This is a genomic window from Burkholderia multivorans ATCC BAA-247 (assembly GCF_000959525.1).
Taxonomy (GTDB): Bacteria; Pseudomonadota; Gammaproteobacteria; order Burkholderiales; family Burkholderiaceae; genus Burkholderia; species Burkholderia multivorans.
In genome coordinates this window covers 1,873,191-1,891,638 of sequence record NZ_CP009832.1, presented here as the reverse complement: position 1 = coordinate 1,891,638, position 18,448 = coordinate 1,873,191, and the positions used below count along the sequence as shown (strand labels likewise).

At 70.6% G+C, this 18,448-nt stretch carries 16 protein-coding genes and 2 riboswitches; of the genes, 6 read left to right on the top strand and 10 right to left on the bottom strand.

Annotation, left to right across the window (positions count from 1 at the left end; genetic code table 11):
* Nucleotides 1-40: 40 nt before the first annotated feature.
* The 7 genes from NP80_RS21110 to NP80_RS21080 form a co-directional block, all read right to left on the bottom strand.
* On the bottom strand, nucleotides 41-673 hold the full coding sequence (locus NP80_RS21110; RefSeq protein ID WP_006400080.1) for a DUF1993 domain-containing protein: 633 nt from the start codon (nucleotides 671-673) through the stop codon (nucleotides 41-43).
* Nucleotides 674-765: 92 nt separating this feature from the next.
* Nucleotides 766-1,218 carry a YaiI/YqxD family protein gene (locus NP80_RS21105; protein WP_006400081.1) on the bottom strand — a complete coding sequence of 151 codons (453 nt, stop codon included), beginning with the start codon at nucleotides 1,216-1,218 and terminating at the stop codon, nucleotides 766-768.
* A 99-nt stretch (nucleotides 1,219-1,317) separates the two neighbouring features.
* Nucleotides 1,318-1,926 carry a vWA domain-containing protein gene (locus NP80_RS21100; protein WP_045594128.1) on the bottom strand — a complete coding sequence of 203 codons (609 nt, stop codon included), beginning with the start codon at nucleotides 1,924-1,926 and terminating at the stop codon, nucleotides 1,318-1,320.
* Between the two features lie 68 nt (nucleotides 1,927-1,994).
* Nucleotides 1,995-3,077, bottom strand: coding sequence for a magnesium chelatase ATPase subunit I (locus NP80_RS21095; protein ID WP_006409170.1), 1,083 nt, complete (start codon nucleotides 3,075-3,077; stop codon nucleotides 1,995-1,997).
* Nucleotides 3,074-6,883, bottom strand: a complete 3,810-nt coding sequence (gene cobN / locus NP80_RS21090; protein ID WP_006409171.1) for a cobaltochelatase subunit CobN — start codon at nucleotides 6,881-6,883, stop codon at nucleotides 3,074-3,076. Before cobN ends, NP80_RS21095 begins: the two co-directional genes overlap by 4 nt.
* 6 nt (nucleotides 6,884-6,889) lie before the next feature.
* Nucleotides 6,890-7,999: a cobalamin biosynthesis protein CobW gene (cobW, locus tag NP80_RS21085; RefSeq protein WP_006409172.1), complete on the bottom strand. Its 1,110-nt coding sequence runs from the start codon at nucleotides 7,997-7,999 to the stop codon at nucleotides 6,890-6,892.
* Between the two features lie 25 nt (nucleotides 8,000-8,024).
* Complete coding sequence (locus NP80_RS21080) at nucleotides 8,025-9,083, bottom strand: HoxN/HupN/NixA family nickel/cobalt transporter (RefSeq protein WP_006409169.1); 1,059 nt, start codon at nucleotides 9,081-9,083, stop codon at nucleotides 8,025-8,027.
* A gap of 172 nt (nucleotides 9,084-9,255) precedes the next feature.
* Nucleotides 9,256-9,514: riboswitch (cobalamin riboswitch) on the bottom strand.
* A gap of 61 nt (nucleotides 9,515-9,575) precedes the next feature.
* Nucleotides 9,576-9,809, top strand: a riboswitch (cobalamin riboswitch).
* Between the two features lie 173 nt (nucleotides 9,810-9,982).
* Between NP80_RS21080 and cobA the strand changes: the two genes are divergently transcribed.
* The 4 genes from cobA to NP80_RS21060 are packed head-to-tail and all read left to right on the top strand — an operon-like array spanning nucleotide 9,983 to nucleotide 13,059.
* Entirely contained in the window at nucleotides 9,983-10,747 is a 765-nt protein-coding gene (cobA, locus tag NP80_RS21075) for a uroporphyrinogen-III C-methyltransferase (RefSeq protein ID WP_045594349.1), read from the top strand.
* Nucleotides 10,747-11,121 (top strand): cobalamin biosynthesis protein, encoded by a 375-nt coding sequence (locus NP80_RS21070; protein ID WP_045594126.1) that lies wholly within the window; start codon nucleotides 10,747-10,749, stop codon nucleotides 11,119-11,121. Before cobA ends, NP80_RS21070 begins: the two co-directional genes overlap by 1 nt.
* Before the next feature lie 27 nt (nucleotides 11,122-11,148).
* Entirely contained in the window at nucleotides 11,149-11,751 is a 603-nt protein-coding gene (gene cobO / locus NP80_RS21065; RefSeq protein ID WP_006410755.1) for a cob(I)yrinic acid a,c-diamide adenosyltransferase, read from the top strand.
* 3 nt (nucleotides 11,752-11,754) lie between these two features.
* Nucleotides 11,755-13,059, top strand: a complete 1,305-nt coding sequence (locus tag NP80_RS21060; protein ID WP_006400090.1) for a cobyrinic acid a,c-diamide synthase CobB — start codon at nucleotides 11,755-11,757, stop codon at nucleotides 13,057-13,059.
* A 49-nt stretch (nucleotides 13,060-13,108) separates the two neighbouring features.
* On the opposite strand, the gene NP80_RS21055 is transcribed toward NP80_RS21060, so the two are convergent.
* Nucleotides 13,109-14,272 carry a M20 aminoacylase family protein gene (locus NP80_RS21055; RefSeq protein WP_006400091.1) on the bottom strand — a complete coding sequence of 388 codons (1,164 nt, stop codon included), beginning with the start codon at nucleotides 14,270-14,272 and terminating at the stop codon, nucleotides 13,109-13,111.
* Nucleotides 14,273-14,526: 254 nt separating this feature from the next.
* Here NP80_RS21055 and NP80_RS21050 point away from each other — a divergent pair, with 254 nt between their 5' ends.
* Both NP80_RS21050 and NP80_RS21045 read left to right on the top strand, forming a co-directional pair.
* On the top strand, nucleotides 14,527-15,597 hold the full coding sequence (locus tag NP80_RS21050; RefSeq protein WP_006409329.1) for a type IV toxin-antitoxin system AbiEi family antitoxin: 1,071 nt from the start codon (nucleotides 14,527-14,529) through the stop codon (nucleotides 15,595-15,597).
* Nucleotides 15,566-16,492, top strand: coding sequence for a nucleotidyl transferase AbiEii/AbiGii toxin family protein (locus NP80_RS21045; RefSeq protein WP_006409332.1), 927 nt, complete (start codon nucleotides 15,566-15,568; stop codon nucleotides 16,490-16,492). The genes NP80_RS21050 and NP80_RS21045 overlap by 32 nt, the downstream gene beginning before the upstream one ends.
* A gap of 52 nt (nucleotides 16,493-16,544) precedes the next feature.
* On the opposite strand, the gene NP80_RS21040 is transcribed toward NP80_RS21045, so the two are convergent.
* Both NP80_RS21040 and NP80_RS21035 read right to left on the bottom strand, forming a co-directional pair.
* On the bottom strand, nucleotides 16,545-17,558 hold the full coding sequence (locus NP80_RS21040) for a GNAT family N-acetyltransferase (protein ID WP_006409333.1): 1,014 nt from the start codon (nucleotides 17,556-17,558) through the stop codon (nucleotides 16,545-16,547).
* The gene (locus NP80_RS21035) at nucleotides 17,558-18,397 is read right to left on the bottom strand and encodes a formyltransferase family protein (protein WP_006400096.1); all 840 of its coding nucleotides are present in this window, start codon (nucleotides 18,395-18,397) and stop codon (nucleotides 17,558-17,560) included. The genes NP80_RS21040 and NP80_RS21035 overlap by 1 nt, the downstream gene beginning before the upstream one ends.
* Nucleotides 18,398-18,448 lie beyond the last annotated feature (51 nt).

The window sequence follows — 18,448 nt, the reverse complement described above, 5'->3', positions numbered from 1 at the left end:
CGCCCCGCGTCAGCGCCGCTGCATCGCCCGCCGCCCCACCTCAACCCTGCGGAATCGTGCCCGGCCGCACATAGGCGAGCATGTGCGGCACGTAATCGGCCTTGCCGAGATCGACGCCATGATGGCGCAGGATCGCGTAAGCCGTGATCGCGTGGAAGTAGAACTGCGGTAGCGCCCAGTCGCGCGCGTATTGCTCGCCCGTCATGTCGAACGCAGTGCCGTTCGGCAGTTCGAGCGCGATGGGCAACGCGGCGCCGCCGTCGAGCGCATCGGGCGCGAGTTCGCCGAAAAACGCGAGCGTGCCCGCGAGGATCCCCTGCGCATCGCCGAGCGAGCCCGGCTGCGCATCGGCATGCCAGCCGGCCTGCCGCAATGCGAGCAGCGGTTCCGGAAGCGGCTCGCCGCGCAGCCGGTGCACGGGTTCCATCGCCTGAAAACACGAGAACCGAACCTGCGCGGCAAGCGGATACATGTCCGGTGCGAGCTTCAGCGTCATCAGCGCATCGGGATCGTCGCCGGCGGCGCGCCAGTGCCCGGCCGCCTTGTCGAGCCACGCGGATTGCGCGCGCAGCAGCTGGCTGAAGGTCGGAACGAGAAGTTGAGTCGGTGACACGCGCGCCCTCCAATGGATGATCGATCGCATCACGATAGCAGCGTCGACGCGATGGCGCATCGTCGCGGTGCCGGCAGCAGCCCGAGAAAATATCGCGCCACAACGGCGACAGCGACGCCGACGGCGCTCGGCGCGCGCCCGGCACCGCCGCGTTACGGCCCGCGGCGCCGTGCGAGAAACCGGTCGAGCTGGGCCGCGAACGCGTTGCCGTCGCGTGCGCTGAACGGCGCCGGGCCACCGGTATCGATGCCCGCGCTGCGCAGCTGATCCATCATCGCGCGCGTCGACAGACGTTCTTCGATGTTGTCGCGGCTGAACCAGTTTCCGCGCGGATCGAGCGCAAATGCGCCCTTGTCGAGCACGGCTGCCGCGAGCGGAATGTCGGCCGTGATCACGAGGTCGCCCGCCGCGGCCAGCTCGACGATCCGCGCGTCCGCCGCGTCGAAGCCGGCCGGCACCTGCAGCGCGCGAATGAACGGCGACGGCGGCGTACGCAGAAACTGGTTCGCGACCAGCGTCACGCAGATCTCGGTGCGCCGCGCGGCGCGAAACAGCATCTCCTTGATGACGGCGGGACACGCGTCGGCATCGACGAGCACTTGCATGGCGGAATTTCCATTGGAGACGAGTGACGATCATAGCGCACGCCGTGCGTCGGCCTCGCGCGCACGAACCGATCCGTTCGCCACCGCGTTCGCCCGCGCTCAGCCGCGCACGTCCGCGCAAAGCGCATCGGCCGTCACCCACTGCGCGCCCCACGCGCGCGCGAGCCGTGCGCCCTGTCCGAGCCGCACCGGCGCATCGTCGAAGTCGACGAACACGACGTGATCGGCCGCGGCGGGCTTCGCCGGTGTCTCCCGCGTGCGTCCGTCGGACAGCACCCACAGCCAGCGCTGCTTGTCCGCGTGACGTCGCGCGTCGCGCGCGAGCAGCTGCGCCGCGGCGGCGATGCCGTCCGCGAGCGGCGTTCCGCCGCCGCCATCGACCGGCTCGACCCAGCGCGCATTCCACCAGCGCGGCACGGCCGGTCCGAAGCGCCGCGCGGCGCCGCTGCCGCCGAAACAGATCAGCGCGGTCTCCATCCGGTCGCGCGCGGCGCGATCGAAAAACGCGACGATCAGCCCCTTCGCGAGCGCGAGCCGATCGTGCGACAGCATCGACGCCGAGCAGTCGAGCACGAAGCAATGGAGTGCGCGCGGCGCATCCGCGCGTTGGCGAAAGCGCAGATGCGCGGCGTGCAGCGGCTGCCCGCGCTTGGCGGCGAGCGTGGCCGCCCACGCGACGGCCGTGCCCGCGCGCGCGAGGCCCGGCACGCGCCGGGCGGCACCCTGCTGCCATCGAGGACCGCGAACGGCGTTCGCGGCGGCGCCGTCTCGATGGCTCAGCGTTTTTTTAGCGGCAGCGGCACGACGGCCTTCACGTCGCGCAGCCCCGCGGACTCCGGCGGCAGGTAGCCCCAGTCGCCGTGCGATGCGGGCGCGTCGTCGGGCGACGGCGCCGTGTCGAGCGGCAGGCGCTCGCGCGTGTCGCGATGCGTCGCATCGTCGTGCCCCGTGCGCGAATCGGGCGCGCGCGCAGCCGGCGGCGGCGATGCATCCGCGCGGCGCCGATGCCGCAGCACCGCTTCCGCGACGCGGTCCACATGCGCGACCGTCACAGCGTCGGCCGCTTCCAGCGCGGCAAGCGCACGCGCCGCGCGCAACATCACGAGATCGGCGCGCAATCCGTCGACGGCCGCCTCGATGCAGAGCGCGCTCACGCGCGCATGCACCGCGTCGTCGAATTGCAGTGCCGGTAGCCGTGCACGCGCCGCGCGGATCCGCTCGGCGAGCGTTTGCTGCGCATCCGCGTGCCGGGCGCGAAACGCGTCGGGATCGAGGTCGAACGCGAGGCGCGCCTTCACGATCCGTTCGCGCTGCGCGGCATCGAAGCAGTTCTCGAGCTCGACCATCAGCCCGAAGCGGTCGAGCAGCTGCGGACGCAGCTCGCCCTCTTCCGGATTCATCGTGCCGACCAGCACGAAGCGCGCATCATGCGCGTGCGACACGCCATCGCGCTCGACGACGTTGACGCCGCTCGCCGCGACGTCGAGCAGCGTATCGACGAGGCCGTCGGCGAGCAGGTTCACCTCGTCGACGTAGAGCACGCCGCGATGCGCGCGCGCAAGCAGACCGCCGCGAAAGCGCACGCCGTTCTCCGCGAGCGCATGCGCGAGATCGAGCGTGCCGGTGACCTGCTCGTCGGTGGCCGACAGCGGCAACGTGACGAACGCGCCTTCCGGCAGCAGCTCGGCGAGCGCCCGCGCGGCGGTGGATTTCGCAGTGCCGCGCGGCCCGCTGACGAGCACGCCGCCGATCGACGGATCGATCGCGGCGAGCAGCAGCGCCTGCTGCAGCGCGTCCTGCGCGACCAGCGCCGTAAACGGAAAAACCGCGCGTGCGCGCGGCGTGGTCGGATCGCTCATCGCCGTGCTCCTTCCTGAAGTTGTTCGGTCGCGAGCCAGACCGCTTCGATGCGCTCGCGATAGTCGCCCGGCTGCTGCCACAGCCCGCGCTGCATCGCCTCGACGAAGCGCTCGCAGATCGCGTGCAGCGCGTGCGGATTGTGACGTTCGAGGAACGCGCGCGTCGCGTCGTCGAACAGGTACGTGTCGGCGACGAGCGCGTACTGGTGATCGGACAGCACGCGCGCGGTCGCGTCGTATCCGTACAGATAGTCGACGGTCGCCGCCATTTCGGCCGCGCCCTTGTAGCCGTGCCGCTTCACGCCGTCGAGCCATTTCGGATTCACGACGCGCGAGCGGATCACGCGCGCGATCTCCTCGCGCAGCGTGCGCATCTTCGGCGCGGCGGGGTTCGCGTGGTCGCCGTGATAGACGCTCGGCTGCTGCCCCGACAAATGGCGCACGGCCGCCGTCATCCCGCCCTGGAACTGGTAGTAGTCGTTCGAATCGAGGATGTCGTGTTCGCGGCTGTCCTGGTTCTGCACGACGACGTCGATCGCGGCGAGCCGTTCGCCGAACACGTCGGGCGCGGCATCGCCCGCACTGTTCTGCGCGTACGCGTAGCCGCCCCACCGGCGGTATGCGTCGGCGAGATCGGCGTCGGTCTGCCAGCCGCGCCGGTCGATCAGATCCTGCAGCCCCGCGCCGTAGCTGCCGGGCCGCGCGCCGAATACGCGCCAGCCGGCCCGGCGCCGCGCTTCGTCGGGCGCGACGCCTTGCGCGATCCACTGCGCGCGTTCGCGCTCGATGCGCGCGCGGATCGGGTTCAGCGCCTCCGGTTCGTCGAGCGCGGCGACGGCCTGCACGGCCGCGTCGAACAGATGCATGAGGTTCGGGAACGCGTCGCGGAAAAAGCCCGACACGCGCAGCGTCACGTCGATGCGCGGGCGATCGAAGATCTCGATCGGCAGGATCTCGAAGTCGGTCACGCGATGGCTGCCGTGCGCCCATTTCGGCCGCACGCCGAGCAGCGCGAACGCCTGCGCGATATCGTCGCCGCCGGTGCGCATCGTCGCGGTGCCCCACACCGACAGGCCGATCGCGCGCGGATAGTCGCCGTGCTCCTGCAGATGGCGCTCGATCAGCTGCTGCGCCGATTTGAGCCCGAGCGACCACGCGGCCTGCGTCGGCACCGAGCGCGTGTCGACCGAGTAAAAGTTGCGGCCGGTCGGCAGCACGTCCGGCCGGCCGCGCGACGGCGAGCCGCTCGGCCCCGGCGGCACGAAGCGGCCGTCGAGCCCGCGCAGCAGCTGACGCATTTCGTCGCGGCCGCACGCGTCGAGTGCGGGCAGCAGCGTCGTTTGCACACGCCCGATCACCGCGAGCGTATGCGGCCATTCGCCGGGCGGCGGGATGGCGATGCCGCCCTCGTCCGGCGCGACGTCGCAGATGCGGTCCAGCCAGTGCTGCGCGAGCCGTTCGAGCCGCTCGCGCGTGTCGCCCGCATGCCGCCACGGCGACGCGTCGAGCGCCTGCAGCACGGCCGGCCGCGGGCCCGTCCACGGCGCGGCCCAGTCGGCCGCGAGTGGATCGAAATCGTCGCCGAGCGCGAGATCGCGTGCGAGTGCCGCGATCAGTCCGGCGTTCGCGCCTTTGCCGTCCCCGACCGGAAAGCGCGCGAGCGCGAGCAGCGTATCGCGCCGCTGCCGCTCGGCCGGCGACACGCCGAACACGTGCAGCCCGTCGCGGATCTGCGCTTCCTTCAGCTCGCAGAGCCATGCGTCGACACGCGTGAGCAGCGCGTCCTCGTCGTTCGCGTCGCGCGGCGGCGATACGCTCAGCTCGTCGTGCAGCCGGTGCTCGGCAATCGTCGCGAGGATCGTCTTGCGCAGCAGCTTCGCGCGTCGCGCGTCGACCATCAGTGCGTCGTAGTATTCGTCGACCAGCCGCTCGAGGTCCTGCATCGGGCCGTAGTTTTCGGCGCGCGTGAGCGGCGGCATCAGATGATCGACGATCACGGCCTGCGCACGCCGCTTCGCCTGACTGCCTTCGCCGGGATCGTTGACGATGAACGGATACAGATGCGGCAGCGGGCCGAGCGTCAGATCGGGCCAGCACGCGTCGGACAGCGCGACGCTCTTGCCCGGCAGCCATTCGAGGTTGCCGTGCTTGCCGAGATGGATCACCGCGTCGATGCGGAACACGTCGCGCAGCCAGAAATAGAAGGCGAGATACGCGTGCGGCGGCACGAGCTCCGCGTCGTGATAGCTCGCGTAATCGTTGTCGTCGCGCGAGCGCGACGGCTGGATGCCGACGAACACGTGCCCCGCGCGCCAGCCCGCGATCGTGAAGCGTCCGCAGCGCAGCGTCGGATCGGCTTCGGGCGGCCCCCAGCGCGCGTTCAGCGCGTCGCGCACCGCGGCGGGCAGCCGCGCGGAGCGTGCGCGGTAATCGTCGAGCGCATAGCTCTGGAACGCCGGCCGCAGCGCATGCATGGCCGCATCGTTGGTCACGCCTTCGGTCAGGCGCGCGATCAGCGCGTCGCCGTCGGCCGGCAGCTCGGCGAGCGTGTAGCCGGCGCCGCGCAGCGCGGCGAGCACATGCAGCGCGGACGCCGGCGTATCGAGCCCGACGCCGTTGCCGATGCGCCCGTCGCTTTGCGGGTAGTTCGCGAGGATCAGTGCGATGCGCTTGTCCGCGTTGTCGAGCGTGCGCAGCCGGCACCAGCCGCGCGCGAGCGCCGCGACGAACGCGATCCGCTCCGCATCGGGCTGGTAGCGAACGACGTCGACCTCGGTGTGCGGGCAGCGATACGCGAGTCCCTTGAAGCTGACCGCACGCGTGACGATGCGCCCGTCGACCTCGGGCAATGCGACGTGCATCGCGATGTCGCGCGCGTGGAGCCCCTGGTTGTCCGCGACCCACGCATCGCGGTTGCCGCCCGACAAGATCACCTGCAGCACCGGCGCGTCGCCGGCAAGCACGTCGGGCGCGTGCGCGTCGATCGCACCGGCCGCGAACGCGGTCGTGTTCAGCACGAGCGCGACGTCGTGCGTCTCGCAGAGCTGCGCGATCACCTCGCGGCTCACCGCATCCTTCAGCGACGTCACGGCGATCGGCAGCGGGTTCAGTCCTTCGTCGACGAGCGCGTCGGCGAGCGCGTCGAACACGGCCGTATTCGCGGCCTGCCAGTGCGCGCGATAGAACACGATCGCGACGACCGGCGCGCCCGGCGTCCAGCGCGGCCGCCAATCGTCGACGCTCGCCGGATCGCGCGCCGGGTGATACAGCGCGGCGGCCGGCAGCGGACGCGGCGGCGCCGGCTCGTCGCCGAAGCCGAGCGTGTGAAACGCGATGCTGCGCAGCAGCGCTTCGGCGTTGTGCACGCCGCCCTCGCGCAGATAGCGCCACCACAGCCGGCACAGCGCGGGCGCGACCGTGCTCTTCGCGACGAGGTTCGGATCTTCCTGCAAATCGCCGGAGAACATCGCGAGCTGCTGCCCGTGCTTCGACGCGACCGAAACGGCCTGCTCGATGCCGTACGGCCAGTACGCCTCGCCGCCGAGATGGTCGATCACGACCGTCTTCGCATGGCGCAGCACGTCGTCGACGTAGAAGTCGACCGAGGCCGGCTGTCGCAGGAACGTGACGTTCGCGAGCCGCACGCTCGGAAAGCCGGCCGGCAGCCGCGGTACGACGCTCGCGAGCAGCGACAGCGTCGTGTCGGCCGAGCTCAGGATCACGATGTCGGCCGGGCGCTGGTCGATGCGCACGACACCCTGTGTGTCGTCGACGAAGCCGCCCGGCGTGGTGCGCAGCAGATGCATCGCGCGTTACGCCTGCTGCGGCTCGACCGCGCACGCGGCGTCGAACGCGCGTTGCAGCGCGGCCGCGTCGAGCCGTTCGCCGATCAGCACGAAGCGGCTCGCGCGCGCTTCGCCGGCCTGCCAGCGGCGGTCGAAATAGCTGTCGAAGCGGCGGCCGACGCCCTGGATCACGAGCCGCATCGGCGCGTCGGGCAACGCCGCGAATCCCTTTGCGCGATAGATCGTGTGCGTTTCGACGAGCCGCTGCAGCGCGGCGATCGTCGCCTCGCGCGTGCCCGCGTCGCCGCTCACGACGACCGAATCGAAATCGTCGTGATGATGGTCGTGCTCTTCGTCGTCGGCCGAGCCTACGCCGGTCGCACCTACGCCGGTCGCACCGTGATGGTCGTGACGCAAATGGATCGTGTCTTCGGACGCCGATTCGAGCCCGATCAGCATCGCGAGATCGAGCTCGCCGCGCGTCGCGCGCACGATCTTCACCTGCGGCGGGATCTCGTCGCGGATCGCGGCTTCGATTTGCGCGAACTGCGCGTCGTCGACGAGCTCGGCCTTGTTCACGATCACGAGATCGGCCGCCGACAGCTGATCGGCGAACAGCTCGTGCAACGGCGATTCGTGATCGAGGTTCGGATCCGCGCGCCGCTGCGCGTCGACGGCCTGCGGGTTTTCCGCGAACTGGCCGCTCGCGGCCGCGGGCCCGTCGACGACGGTCACGACCGCATCGACCGTAAACGCATGGCGAATCGTCGGCCAGTTGAACGCCTGCACGAGCGGTTTCGGCAGCGCGAGGCCCGAGGTTTCGATCAGCACGTGATCGATGTCCGCGCGCCGTTCGAGGAGCGCTTCCATCACCGGATAGAACTCCTCCTGCACGGTGCAGCAGAGGCAGCCGTTCGCGAGCTCGTAGAGCTGCCCGGACGTCTCGCCGGCCGCGTCGTCGCAACCGATGCCGCAGCCCTTCAGGATTTCGCCGTCGATGCCGAGTTCGCCGAACTCGTTGACGATGACCGCGATGCGGCGGCCGTTCGCCTGCTGCAGGATGTGGCGCATCAGCGTGGTCTTGCCGCTGCCGAGAAAGCCCGTGACGATCGTGACGGGCAGCTTGCGTAGGGTCATGGTAGGTCCTCGGTCGAAAAAGGCATCACGCGGAGATCGTCACGTCGATCTCGTCGTAGCGTTTGAAGCGGTAGATCGCGGCCGACACGGCCCAGCACGCGACGAACAGGCCGATCACGACGTAGCCGAGCATGCCGAAATGCGACGCGACCATCGTCGCGAAATCCCAGACCGGCCCCTGCAGCGACAGCTTGTCCGCGAGCAGCGCGAGCACCTCGATGCCGCCGATCAGCGCGGCGACCAGCACCGACACGAGCGTGATCGTCATGTTGTAGTAGATCTTGCGGATCGGCCGCACGTACGCCCAGCGATACGCGCCCATCATGAGGATGCCGTCGGTCGTGTCGACGAGCGTCATGCCGGCGGTGAACAACACCGGCAGCGCCATCACCGACCAGAACGACAGCCCGCCCTGCACCTGCGTCGCGGAGATGCCGAACAGCGCGATCTCGGTCGCGGTATCGAAGCCGAAGCCGAACAGGAAGCCGACCGGGTACAGGTGCCAGCTGCGCGATACGAGCCGGAACAGCGGCCGGAACAGGCGCGCGAGCACGCCGCGCTGGTTCAGCAGCATGTCGAGATCGGCGTCGACGATCGCGTCGCCGCGCCGTGCCGCGCGAAACGTCCGGTACACGGAGATCAGGATCAGCAGGTTCGCGGCCGCGAGCACGAGCAGGAAGAACGCGGACACGCTCGTGCTGATCACGCCGCCCCACGTCTTCATGCTCTCGAAGCGCGCGAGCGACGCGGCGGTCAGCGCAACCGCGACCGACATCACGATCACGACCGTCGAGTGCCCGAGCGAGAAGAACAGCCCCGCGCCGAGCGGGCTGCGCCCTTCCTGCATGAGCTTGCGCGTGACGTTGTCGATGGCGGCGATATGGTCCGCGTCGACGGCGTGACGCAGCCCGAAGACATACGCGAGCAGCGCGGTGCCGAGCAGCACCGGCTGCCCGCGAAACGCGATGAACGCCCAGATCCACGCGCCGACGTTGAACGCGACGAGCAGCGAATAGATGGCGACAATCTTGCCGCGCAGCCCCGACGGGCTGTCGTTGAACAGACGTAAGAAAGAATCGAGCATGGTGCTCCGCGATGAACGGTCGACATGTGAATGCCAACACGGTCCGCACCGTGCCTGCCGGCGCCGCTTGCCTGCCGGTTCGCACCGCGCGTGCGGCCTGACGACGGGAAATCGGAAACGCTCGGGCGTCGGGCGCGCTGCGGCCGTGGACGATGCGCCGCCTCCCCGCGGCGCTGTACCCCTCGTCTCGGCCGGTATCCGGGCTGACGAACACGCCGCTTCGCCTTCCCGGAAGCGCGAGGCATCCAGTGGCGTCGTCCGCACGCGCGTGGCATGCGGCGAAGCGGCGCTGCATCGCGGAGCGATGCGTTCGCTTACCGTTGCGGGGGCAGCACAGGTTGGCTCGACTGCGGGGCAGCCGCACTCCCTGTTTCCCGTTTAACTGCGCGTGCAGGAACGCACGCGCGAGCACCGAAACGCGTGCGAGTGTAGGCTCCGGCGCCCGGCCGCGTCAAGGCGAACGGCGGCCGCGATCGCGCGCGAGGCCTGTGCTATCGTATGCGCCGCGTTCGGTGCTCGCATGCGCAATCCGCGCATGCAGTTAAACGGGAAACAGGAGGCGGAGCATCGCCCGGCCTGTGCTGTCCCCGCAACGGTACGCCGCCCGCGCGACGCGCCTTGCGCACGCGCCCATGCCGCCCACGATGCCACTGCCCCTCAGCGGGCGGGAAGGCTGCGGCCTGGCAAGCGGCCAGCCCGGATACCGGCCGACGCAAGGGGCGAGCGCCACGCTCGCCGAACGCCCGATCCGCGGGGGACGGAGAGTGTGCGCGTTGTCATCCGCCCGCTACGGGCGCTTCGTTTCGCTCCGTCATGTCACGCCATTTCGCAGGCCGTCCGCGCGCGGCCGTTTCGTCGCCCTGTCCCGTCTCGTCACGGCGCGCGCCGTGCTGCGCGCGATGAGCCGCGCATGGCTCGTCGGCGCCGGGCCCGGCGATGCCGACCTGCTGACGCTGAAGGCCGTTCGCGCGATCGCGGCCGCCGACGTGCTGCTCGTCGACGATCTCGTCAACCCCGACGTGCTGCGCCATGCGCGCGCGGACGCCCAGATCGAGCACGTCGGCAAGCGCGGCGGCCATGCGTCGACGCCGCAGGCCGAGATCGTCGCGACGATGCTCGCGCATCTGCGCGCGGGCCGCAGCGTCGCGCGGCTGAAAGGCGGCGATCCGTTCGTGTTCGGCCGCGGCGGCGAGGAGCTGATCGCGCTCGGTGCGGCAGGCTTCGCGGTCGAGGTCGTGAGCGGGATCACGGCCGGCATCGCGGCACCGGCCGCGCTCGGCATTCCGGTCACGCATCGCGGCGACGCGCAGGGCGTGATCTTCGTCACCGGTCACGGCGCGGGTGCCGAAGAGCCGGACTGGCGCGCGCTCGCCGCGACGCGCATGACGATCGTCGTCTACATGGGGATGCGCCGGCTCGATGCGATCGCCGCGGCGCTGCGCGACGGCGGCCTGCCCGGCGACACGCCGTGCGCGGCGATCGCGAACGCGACGCGCGACACGCAACGGCACGTGCTCGCGACGCTCGACCAGATCGTCGAACGTACGGGCGCGGCCGGCATCGGCTCGCCGGCGATCGTCGTGATCGGCCGCGTCGCCGCGCTGGCCGCCGATCCGGCCGTGCAGGCCGCACTGGCCGGCGGCCGCCGCCCGGAGCGCGCGTGATGCGCGTCGCGCTCGGCATCGGCTTTCGTGCGGGCGTGCGCGCCGCGCAGCTCGACGCGGCCGTGCGCGTGGCGCTCGCGGCGCATCCCGGCGCGCAGCCGGCGGTCGTCGCGACGCTCGCCGCGAAGTCGCGCGCCCGCGCGCTGCGCACGCTCTGCGCGCGACGCGGCTGGCCGCTCGTCGCGTTCGAGCCCGCGCAACTGGCCGCGTGTGCGCAGCGGGCGGCGAGCGCGCCGTCGGCCGCCGCGTTCGCGCGCTTCGGCGTCGCGGGCGTCGCCGAGCCGTGCGCGCAACTGGCCGCGCCGCACGGCCGGCTGCTTGCACCGAAAACCATCCGGGACGGCGTGACGGTCGCGCTCGCCGGCCCGCTCTGAACCTTTGCTATCGACAGGACGATTCCGATGAAGACCGATCCCGAATCCCATCAGCGGATGGCCGAGCGCCGCCGCGCCGGCCACGAGAAGAAGCAGGCCGCCGCCGTCAACGAAAAGGGCCTGCTGATCGTCCATACGGGCAACGGCAAGGGCAAGAGCACCGCCGCATTCGGCATGGCCGTGCGCGTGCTCGGCCACGGCATGCGGCTCGGTGTCGTGCAGTTCATCAAGGGCGCGCTGCATACGTCGGAGCGCGATTTCCTCGGCGCGGTCGCCGAGTGCGATTTCGTGACGATGGGCGACGGCTATACCTGGAACACGCAGAACCGCGACGCGGACATCGCGACCGCGCGCAAAGGCTGGAACGAGGCGCGCCGGATGATCGAAAGCGGCGAGTACCGGATGGTGATTCTCGACGAGCTGAACACGGTGCTGAAGTACGACTACCTGCCGCTCGACGAAGTGCTCGCGACGCTGGCCGCGCGGCCCGCCGACCTGCACGTCGTCGTGACCGGCCGGCATGCGCCCGACGCGCTGATCGACGCGGCCGACCTCGTCACCGAAATGCGGCTCGTCAAGCATCCGTACAAGGAGCAAGGCGTGAAGGCGCAGCGCGGCGTGGAGTTCTGAGCGATGCCGGCCTGTCCCGCACTGTTCGTCAGCGCACCTGCGTCCGGCCAGGGCAAGACGTCGGTGACGGCCGGTCTCGCGCGGCTGCATCGGCGGCTCGGCCGCCGCGTGCGCGTGTTCAAGACGGGGCCGGATTTTCTCGATCCGATGCTGCTCGAGCGAGCGAGCGGCGCGCCCGTGCATGCGCTCGATCTCGGCATGGTCGGCGAGGCCGGCTGTCGCGCGCTGCTCGCCGACGCCGCGCGCGACGCGGACCTGATCCTGATCGAAGGCGTGATGGGCCTGTTCGACGGCACGCCGAGCAGTGCCGATCTCGCGGCCGCGTTCGGCGTGCCGATCGTCGCGGTGATCTCCGCGAAATCGGTCGCGCAGACGTTCGCGGCCATCGCGTTCGGACTCGCCCGCTTCCGCCCCGGCCTGCCGTTTCACGGCGTGTTCGCGAACCGCGTCGGCTCGGACCGGCATGCGGCGCTGCTGAGGCAGGCGCTGCCCGACGATCTGCGCTGGCTCGGGCATCTGCCGGCCGATGCGGCGCTGGCCTTGCCGGAACGGCATCTCGGGCTGCACCAGCCGGACGACATCGCCGATCTCGATGCGCGGCTCGATCGCGCGGCCGATGCGCTCGCGCACACGGCGCTCGCCGCGCTGCCGCCCGCGATCGCCTTCGCGACGCCCGCCGTGGCGGCGCCGCTGCCGCGCACGCTCGCCGGCAAGCGCGTCGCGGTCGCACGCGATGCCGCGTTCTCGTTCATCTACCCGGCCAATCTCGCGCTGCTCGACGCGCTCGGGGCGCACGTGCGGTACTTTTCGCCGCTCGCCGACGAGCCGGTGCCCGATGGATGCGACGCGCTGTTCCTGCCGGGCGGCTATCCGGAATTGCATGCGCGTACGCTCGCCGCGAATCGGACGAGCGCGGCGACGATCCGCGCCCATGCGGCGGCCGGGCGGCCGATCGTCGCCGAATGCGGCGGAATGCTCTATCTATGCGAATCGCTGACCGACGTCGACGGCACGACGACGCCGATGCTCGGGCTGCTGCCCGGCCATGCGACGATGCAGCGCCGCTTCGCGGCGCTCGGCATGCAGCAGCTCGACACGCGGGCCGGCACGCTGCGCGGCCACACGTTCCACTATTCGCGGCTCGCAACGCCGCTGGCACCGGCCGCGATCGCGCAGCGCCCGGACGACGACGCGCGCAGCGGCGAAGCTGTCTATCGCGTCGGCGCGATCGTCGCGACCTACATGCACCTGTACTGGCCGTCGAATCCGCACGCGACGGCCGCGCTGTTGACCGGCGACGCATTCTGACGATGCGCGAGCCGGCGTGGCGACGCCGGTGCGCGGTCCCGCCGGCGCGTCAGACGAGAAACGCCTCGGTCAGCTTGACCCAGTACGACGCGCCGGTCGGCAGCGCCGCGTCGTTGAAGTCGTAGCCCGGGTTGTGCACCATGCAGCCGCCCTCGCCGTCTCCGTTGCCGATGATCAGATAGCAGCCCGGACGCCGTTCGAGCAGGAACGCGAAATCCTCGCTGCCGGTGAGCGGCACCATCGCGTCGATCAGGTTCGCTTCGCCGACCCACTCGCGCGCGACGTCTTGCGCGAACGCGGTCATCTCCGCATCGTTGACGAGCACCGGATAGCGGCGCTGATAGTCGATCGTCGCGGTTGCGCCGAACACCGCCGCCTGCGCGTGCACGACTTCCTTGATCCGCGTCTCGAGCAGATCGCGCACCTCCGGCTTCAGCGCGCGCACCGACAGCCGCATCTGCGCGCGATCGGGAATGACGTTCGGCGCTTCGCCCGCATGGATCGCGCCGACCGTGACGATCGCCATGTCGAGCGGCGGCACGTTGCGCGACACGATCGTCTGCAGCGCGATCACGATCTGCGCGCACACGACGACCGGATCGATCGCGCGATGCGGCACCGCGCCGTGGCCGCCGCGCCCCTGCACGTCGACGATCACCGTGTCCGACGACGCCATGAACGGCCCCGGCAGGAAGCCGAAGTGTCCGGTCGGAAAGCCCGGCATGTTGTGCATCGCGAAGATCGCATCGCACGGGAACAGTTCGAACAACCCGTCGTCGAGCATTTTCTTCGCGCCGCCGAGCCCTTCCTCGGCCGGCTGGAAGATCAGGTTCAGCGTGCCGGAGAAGCAGCGCTCGCGCGCGAGATGCTTCGCGGCCGCGAGCAGCATCGCGGTGTGGCCGTCGTGCCCGCATGCGTGCATCTTGCCCGCGATCGTGCTCTGGTACGGCAGCCCCGTCGCCTCGAGGATCGGCAGCGCGTCCATGTCGGCGCGCAGCCCGAGACGCCGCGTGCCCTGGCCGACCGTCAGCTGCGCGACGACGCCCGTGCCGCCGAGCCCGCGATGCACGGTGTAGCCCCATGCGCGCAGTTGCTCGGCGACGAGATCGCTCGTCGCGAATTCCTCGAAGCCCAGCTCGGGGTGCGCGTGGATGCGATGCCGAATCTCGATCATTTCGTCGGCAAGGCCGGCGGGAATCACGCTGTGCGTCACGGTGTCGTCTCCTTGTAGGCGGGGAAAGATGCACGCAAGGATAGTCCGTTCGGCGGCAACCCGGCAGCCGGAAAGTCGTCGTGGCGGCAACCATCGGTTGCCGGCTCAAGGGGCGCGCGCGAGCGCCCGTCAGGACGAAGGCATGACCGAACAAAGCGCTTTCGTGTCAACGATATAGCGTTCGCACGTTCATTTTTTGACGAATGTACATTTTTTGTGTACGCTCTTCGAAAAGTGAACATCCGCGTGCCGACATGCCGACCCCCGCGCCTCTTTCCGCCCCCGCGCAGCAACTGCTGGCCGACGCCTGCGCCGCGTTCGCACGCGCGACGCGGCGCTTTCGCGCGACGCCGGTGCGCGTGCCGGCCGCGTACCGCGCGCACGCGGATGCGATGATCCGCTTCGACGTCGGCGCGCAGCCGTTCGAGATGCCGACTGCCGTGTGCGTGCGCGCCGATTCGCTGCAGGCCGCGCATGCGGCGCTGCACGGCCGCAGCGCGCCGCGCGCGCGCGGCGAGCGCCCGCTGCTGCTCGTCGCACCGCATGTGCCGGACGAACTCGCGGCACAGCTGGTCGACGCAGGCATCCCGTTTCTCGACACGGCCGGCAATACGTTCCTGGCCGAACCGGAAGCGACCGTGATGATCGCAGGGCGCCCGAAGCCCGCGCGCACGCGGCAGGCGCCGACCTCGCGCGCGACCACGCTGAAAGGCATGACCGTGATGTTCGCGCTCGCGGCCACGCCGGGCCTCGTGCAGGCGCCGTATCGCGCGATCGCGGCCGCCTCGGGCGTCGCGCTCGGCACCGTGAACCTCGTGATGGACGATCTGCTCGCGCGCGGCCTGCTCGGCCGCCGCCGCGACGGCACGCGCGTGTTTCCCGACTGGCCGCGCTTCGTGCAGGAATGGGTCGCGCTCTACCCGAGCCGCCTGCGCGCGAAGCTGCCGGCGCGGCGGTTTTCCGGTCTTGCGCCCGACTGGTGGCGCGCGGTCGATTTCGCGGCCGCCGACGCGCGGCTCGGCGGCGAGCCGGCCGCCGATCTGCTGACGCACGACCTGAAGCCGGCCGCGATCACCGTCTACACGCACGGGCCCGTGTCGAACCGCCTGCTGCTCGACGCGCGGCTGCGCGCGGACGAACGCGGCGACGTCGAAATACTCGACGCATTCTGGCCGCCGTCCGCGGCGCTCGACTGGCGCGATCCGCCGCTGCCGCTCGTGCCGCCGCTGCTGATCTACGCGGATCTCGTCTCGACCGGAGACAGCCGCAATCTTGCCGCCGCCGAACAGATCCATGACCGATACCTCGCCCATCCGCCCGCTTGAGGTCGACGCAGAGCGTCCGCTCGAGCCTGCGACCGTCGCACTGCTGCGCGCCGTGCGCGACGCGTGCGCACATGTCGACGCGGCGTTCGTCGTCGCCGGCGCGACCGCGCGCGACATCCTGATGTGGCACGTATACGGGATCCGGCCGATCCGCGCCACGCGCGACGTCGACGTGGCCGTCTGCGCGGTCAGCTGGCCGTTCCACGACCGGCTCGTCGACACGCTCGTCGCGACCGGGCAATTCGCGCGCGCGCCGAAGCATCAGCAGAAGCTGCTGTTTGCCGCCGACACGGGCGGCTGGCGCACCGAACTCGATCTCGTGCCGTTCGGTCAGCTCGAGGCGCCGCCCGGTGAAATCGCCTGGCCGCCCGGCGGCGAGTTCGTGCTCAACGTGCTCGGTTTTCAGGAAGCGGTCGACCATGCGCTGCCCGTCGCCATCGACGCGTATACGGTCGTGCCGGTCGCGAGCTTGCCGGCGCTGTCGCTGCTGAAGCTGCTCGCGTGGAAGGATCGCCGCGCGCGTCAGAACAACGACGCGTACGACCTGCTGTTCCTGCTCACGCATGCACACGACGCAGGCGATCGCACGCGCCTCTGGGACGTCGCGCCCGACCTGCTCGCCGCGCACGACTTCGATCCGACGCGAGCGGCCGCCGCGCTGCTCGCGCGCGACGCGAAACGGATCGCGTCGCCGGCGACGCGCGATGCGGTGCGCGCACTGCTGTCCGACCGCGCGACCTACGCGACGCTCGGCCAGGATCTGCTCGCGCGCGCCTTCGCCTGGCAGCCCGGCGACTTCACCGACGACGCCGAACGCTATCTGCACGCATTCCGCGACGCATTTCTCGCGGACGAGCCCGACGCTAGCGCCGACGCGCACGCACGGCGCACGTAGTGCCCGCGGCTGCCGCCGCGTCCATGCATGTCCGCCGTGCGCCCCACGTGCATCACGGCAGCCGGAACGTATCGAAGAACGTATCGCGTTCGATCACGGTCAGCGCCGCGCGCTTGTGCGGGAAATCGAACTCCTTGAGCGTATAGAAACCGAGCCGGTGCATATACGCGATGTGCCGCACGTGATCGACGCGCGGCTCGCCGACGAGCCGCTGCGTGCGCGGTTCGTCGACGAACATGTAGTGCAGCACGCCGCTCCACCACGCATGCAGCTTGCCCGCGCTCTGGAACCGCGAATCGCCGATCAGCAGATGCAGCCCGCGGTCGTAGTCGTGCGCGTCGTAGAACGGCGCGAGCCGATCCTCCTTCGCCCAGTAGAACTCGAAATAGCCGAACGGCGTGTCGTCGAAATAGCCGATCATCGGATGCATGTGCGGATCGGCGAGCCGCTCCGCGAGATACGCCGCATGCTCGTCGCGCGTGCCGCGCTGATCCCAGAAATGCGCGACGCGATCGAGATTCATCCAGCCGCTGAACAGGTCCGCATGCGCGTCGACGTCGACGGTGCGCAGGCTGAACGTCATCCCGACCTGCGGCATATAGCGCGCATAGATCTCGCCGGCCGGCGTCGGCGGCCGCACCGGATGACGGTGGCCGTTCGTGATCGTGTAGCGCAGCGGCATCCCGCCCGACGCGGGCGCCTTCAGCCAGGGCTGCGGATGCTGCCAGAACGTCGCGCGCGACGTGGTCACGTTAAGGCGGTCGCCCGCGCGTTGCGCCGCGTCGATCACGCCTTCGCGCACCGCGCGTGTGATGTAGGCCGCGATGGCGTCCGGGTCGGTGCCTGCGATCGGCAGCGCGATCGTCGCCGCATCGCGCCGTGCGTCGGTATTGAACAGCGCGACGAGCTCGGCGAGCAGCGCGCCCGGCGGATCGTCGGGCCGCCATGCGTCGAGCACGCGATCGGCGGCGGGCGCCGTATCGGCGCCGTGATCGCGCACGGCGGCGACGTCGCCGGCGGCCGTCTTGAGCACCGCTTCTTCGGGTTGCGTCAGCGTCGGTGCCATCACAGTGCTCCCGCGTCGTGGCGATCGGCGAGGAGATGCAGCCCGCGCTCGAGCGCCGGAAACAGGCTGCGCTGGAAATTGTTCCAGCGCAGTTCGAGGATCGTGTCGTCCGGCGCGATCGGCGTGTCGAGCACGTCGCAGATCACCTCGCCGGAATCGATGCCGTTGTCGACGTAGTGGAACGAGGCGCCCGTCATCGTTACCGGCGCGACGGGCGTCGTCGTGCCGGTCGCCCAATCGACGCGCTCGCCGCGCGCGCCGTGCAGCGCATCGAGCGTCGCCCATGCGCCGCGCCGCTGGTACGGCGAACCGTCGGCCGTGATGCCCGGATGGATATTCGCGATGCGCCGGTGAAAGCGCGCGCCGGGCCGCACCAGCTCGTCGAGGATGACGAGCAGCCCGTCGAGCACGACGACGTCGGCGTTCAGCTCGAGCAGGCGTTCGAGCAGCCGCCGCTCGAACGCCTGCTTGCCCGCCACGCGCTCGCGCGCCTCGCGCGGCAGCCGCCGGTACGTCGACGGAATCGAGCAGAACAGTGCGTCGACCGGCGTGCCCTGCACCGTCAGCCCGTCCGGCAGAATCCACGGACGGCCCGGCGTGCGTGCGAAGCCGTAGTCGGCGAGCTTCGCGCGATCGGCGGCCGAGTCTTCGTCGTCGTCGACGATCACGCCCGCGAGCGTGTAGCGCTCGCCGAGCGGCGAGTCGTTCAGCCGCTCGACGAGAAATTCGAGCGGCGCCTTCATGTAGCGCGTGCCGCCCTTGTAGGCGACCGGCTGACCGGCGCGATCGGCCGCGCCGTTGCGCAGCGACTGGATATAGACGAGATTTTTCTTCGGCATGAATGCGTCGTGTTGAACGGACGCCCGCGCCGCGGACGGCGGCCCGCGGCG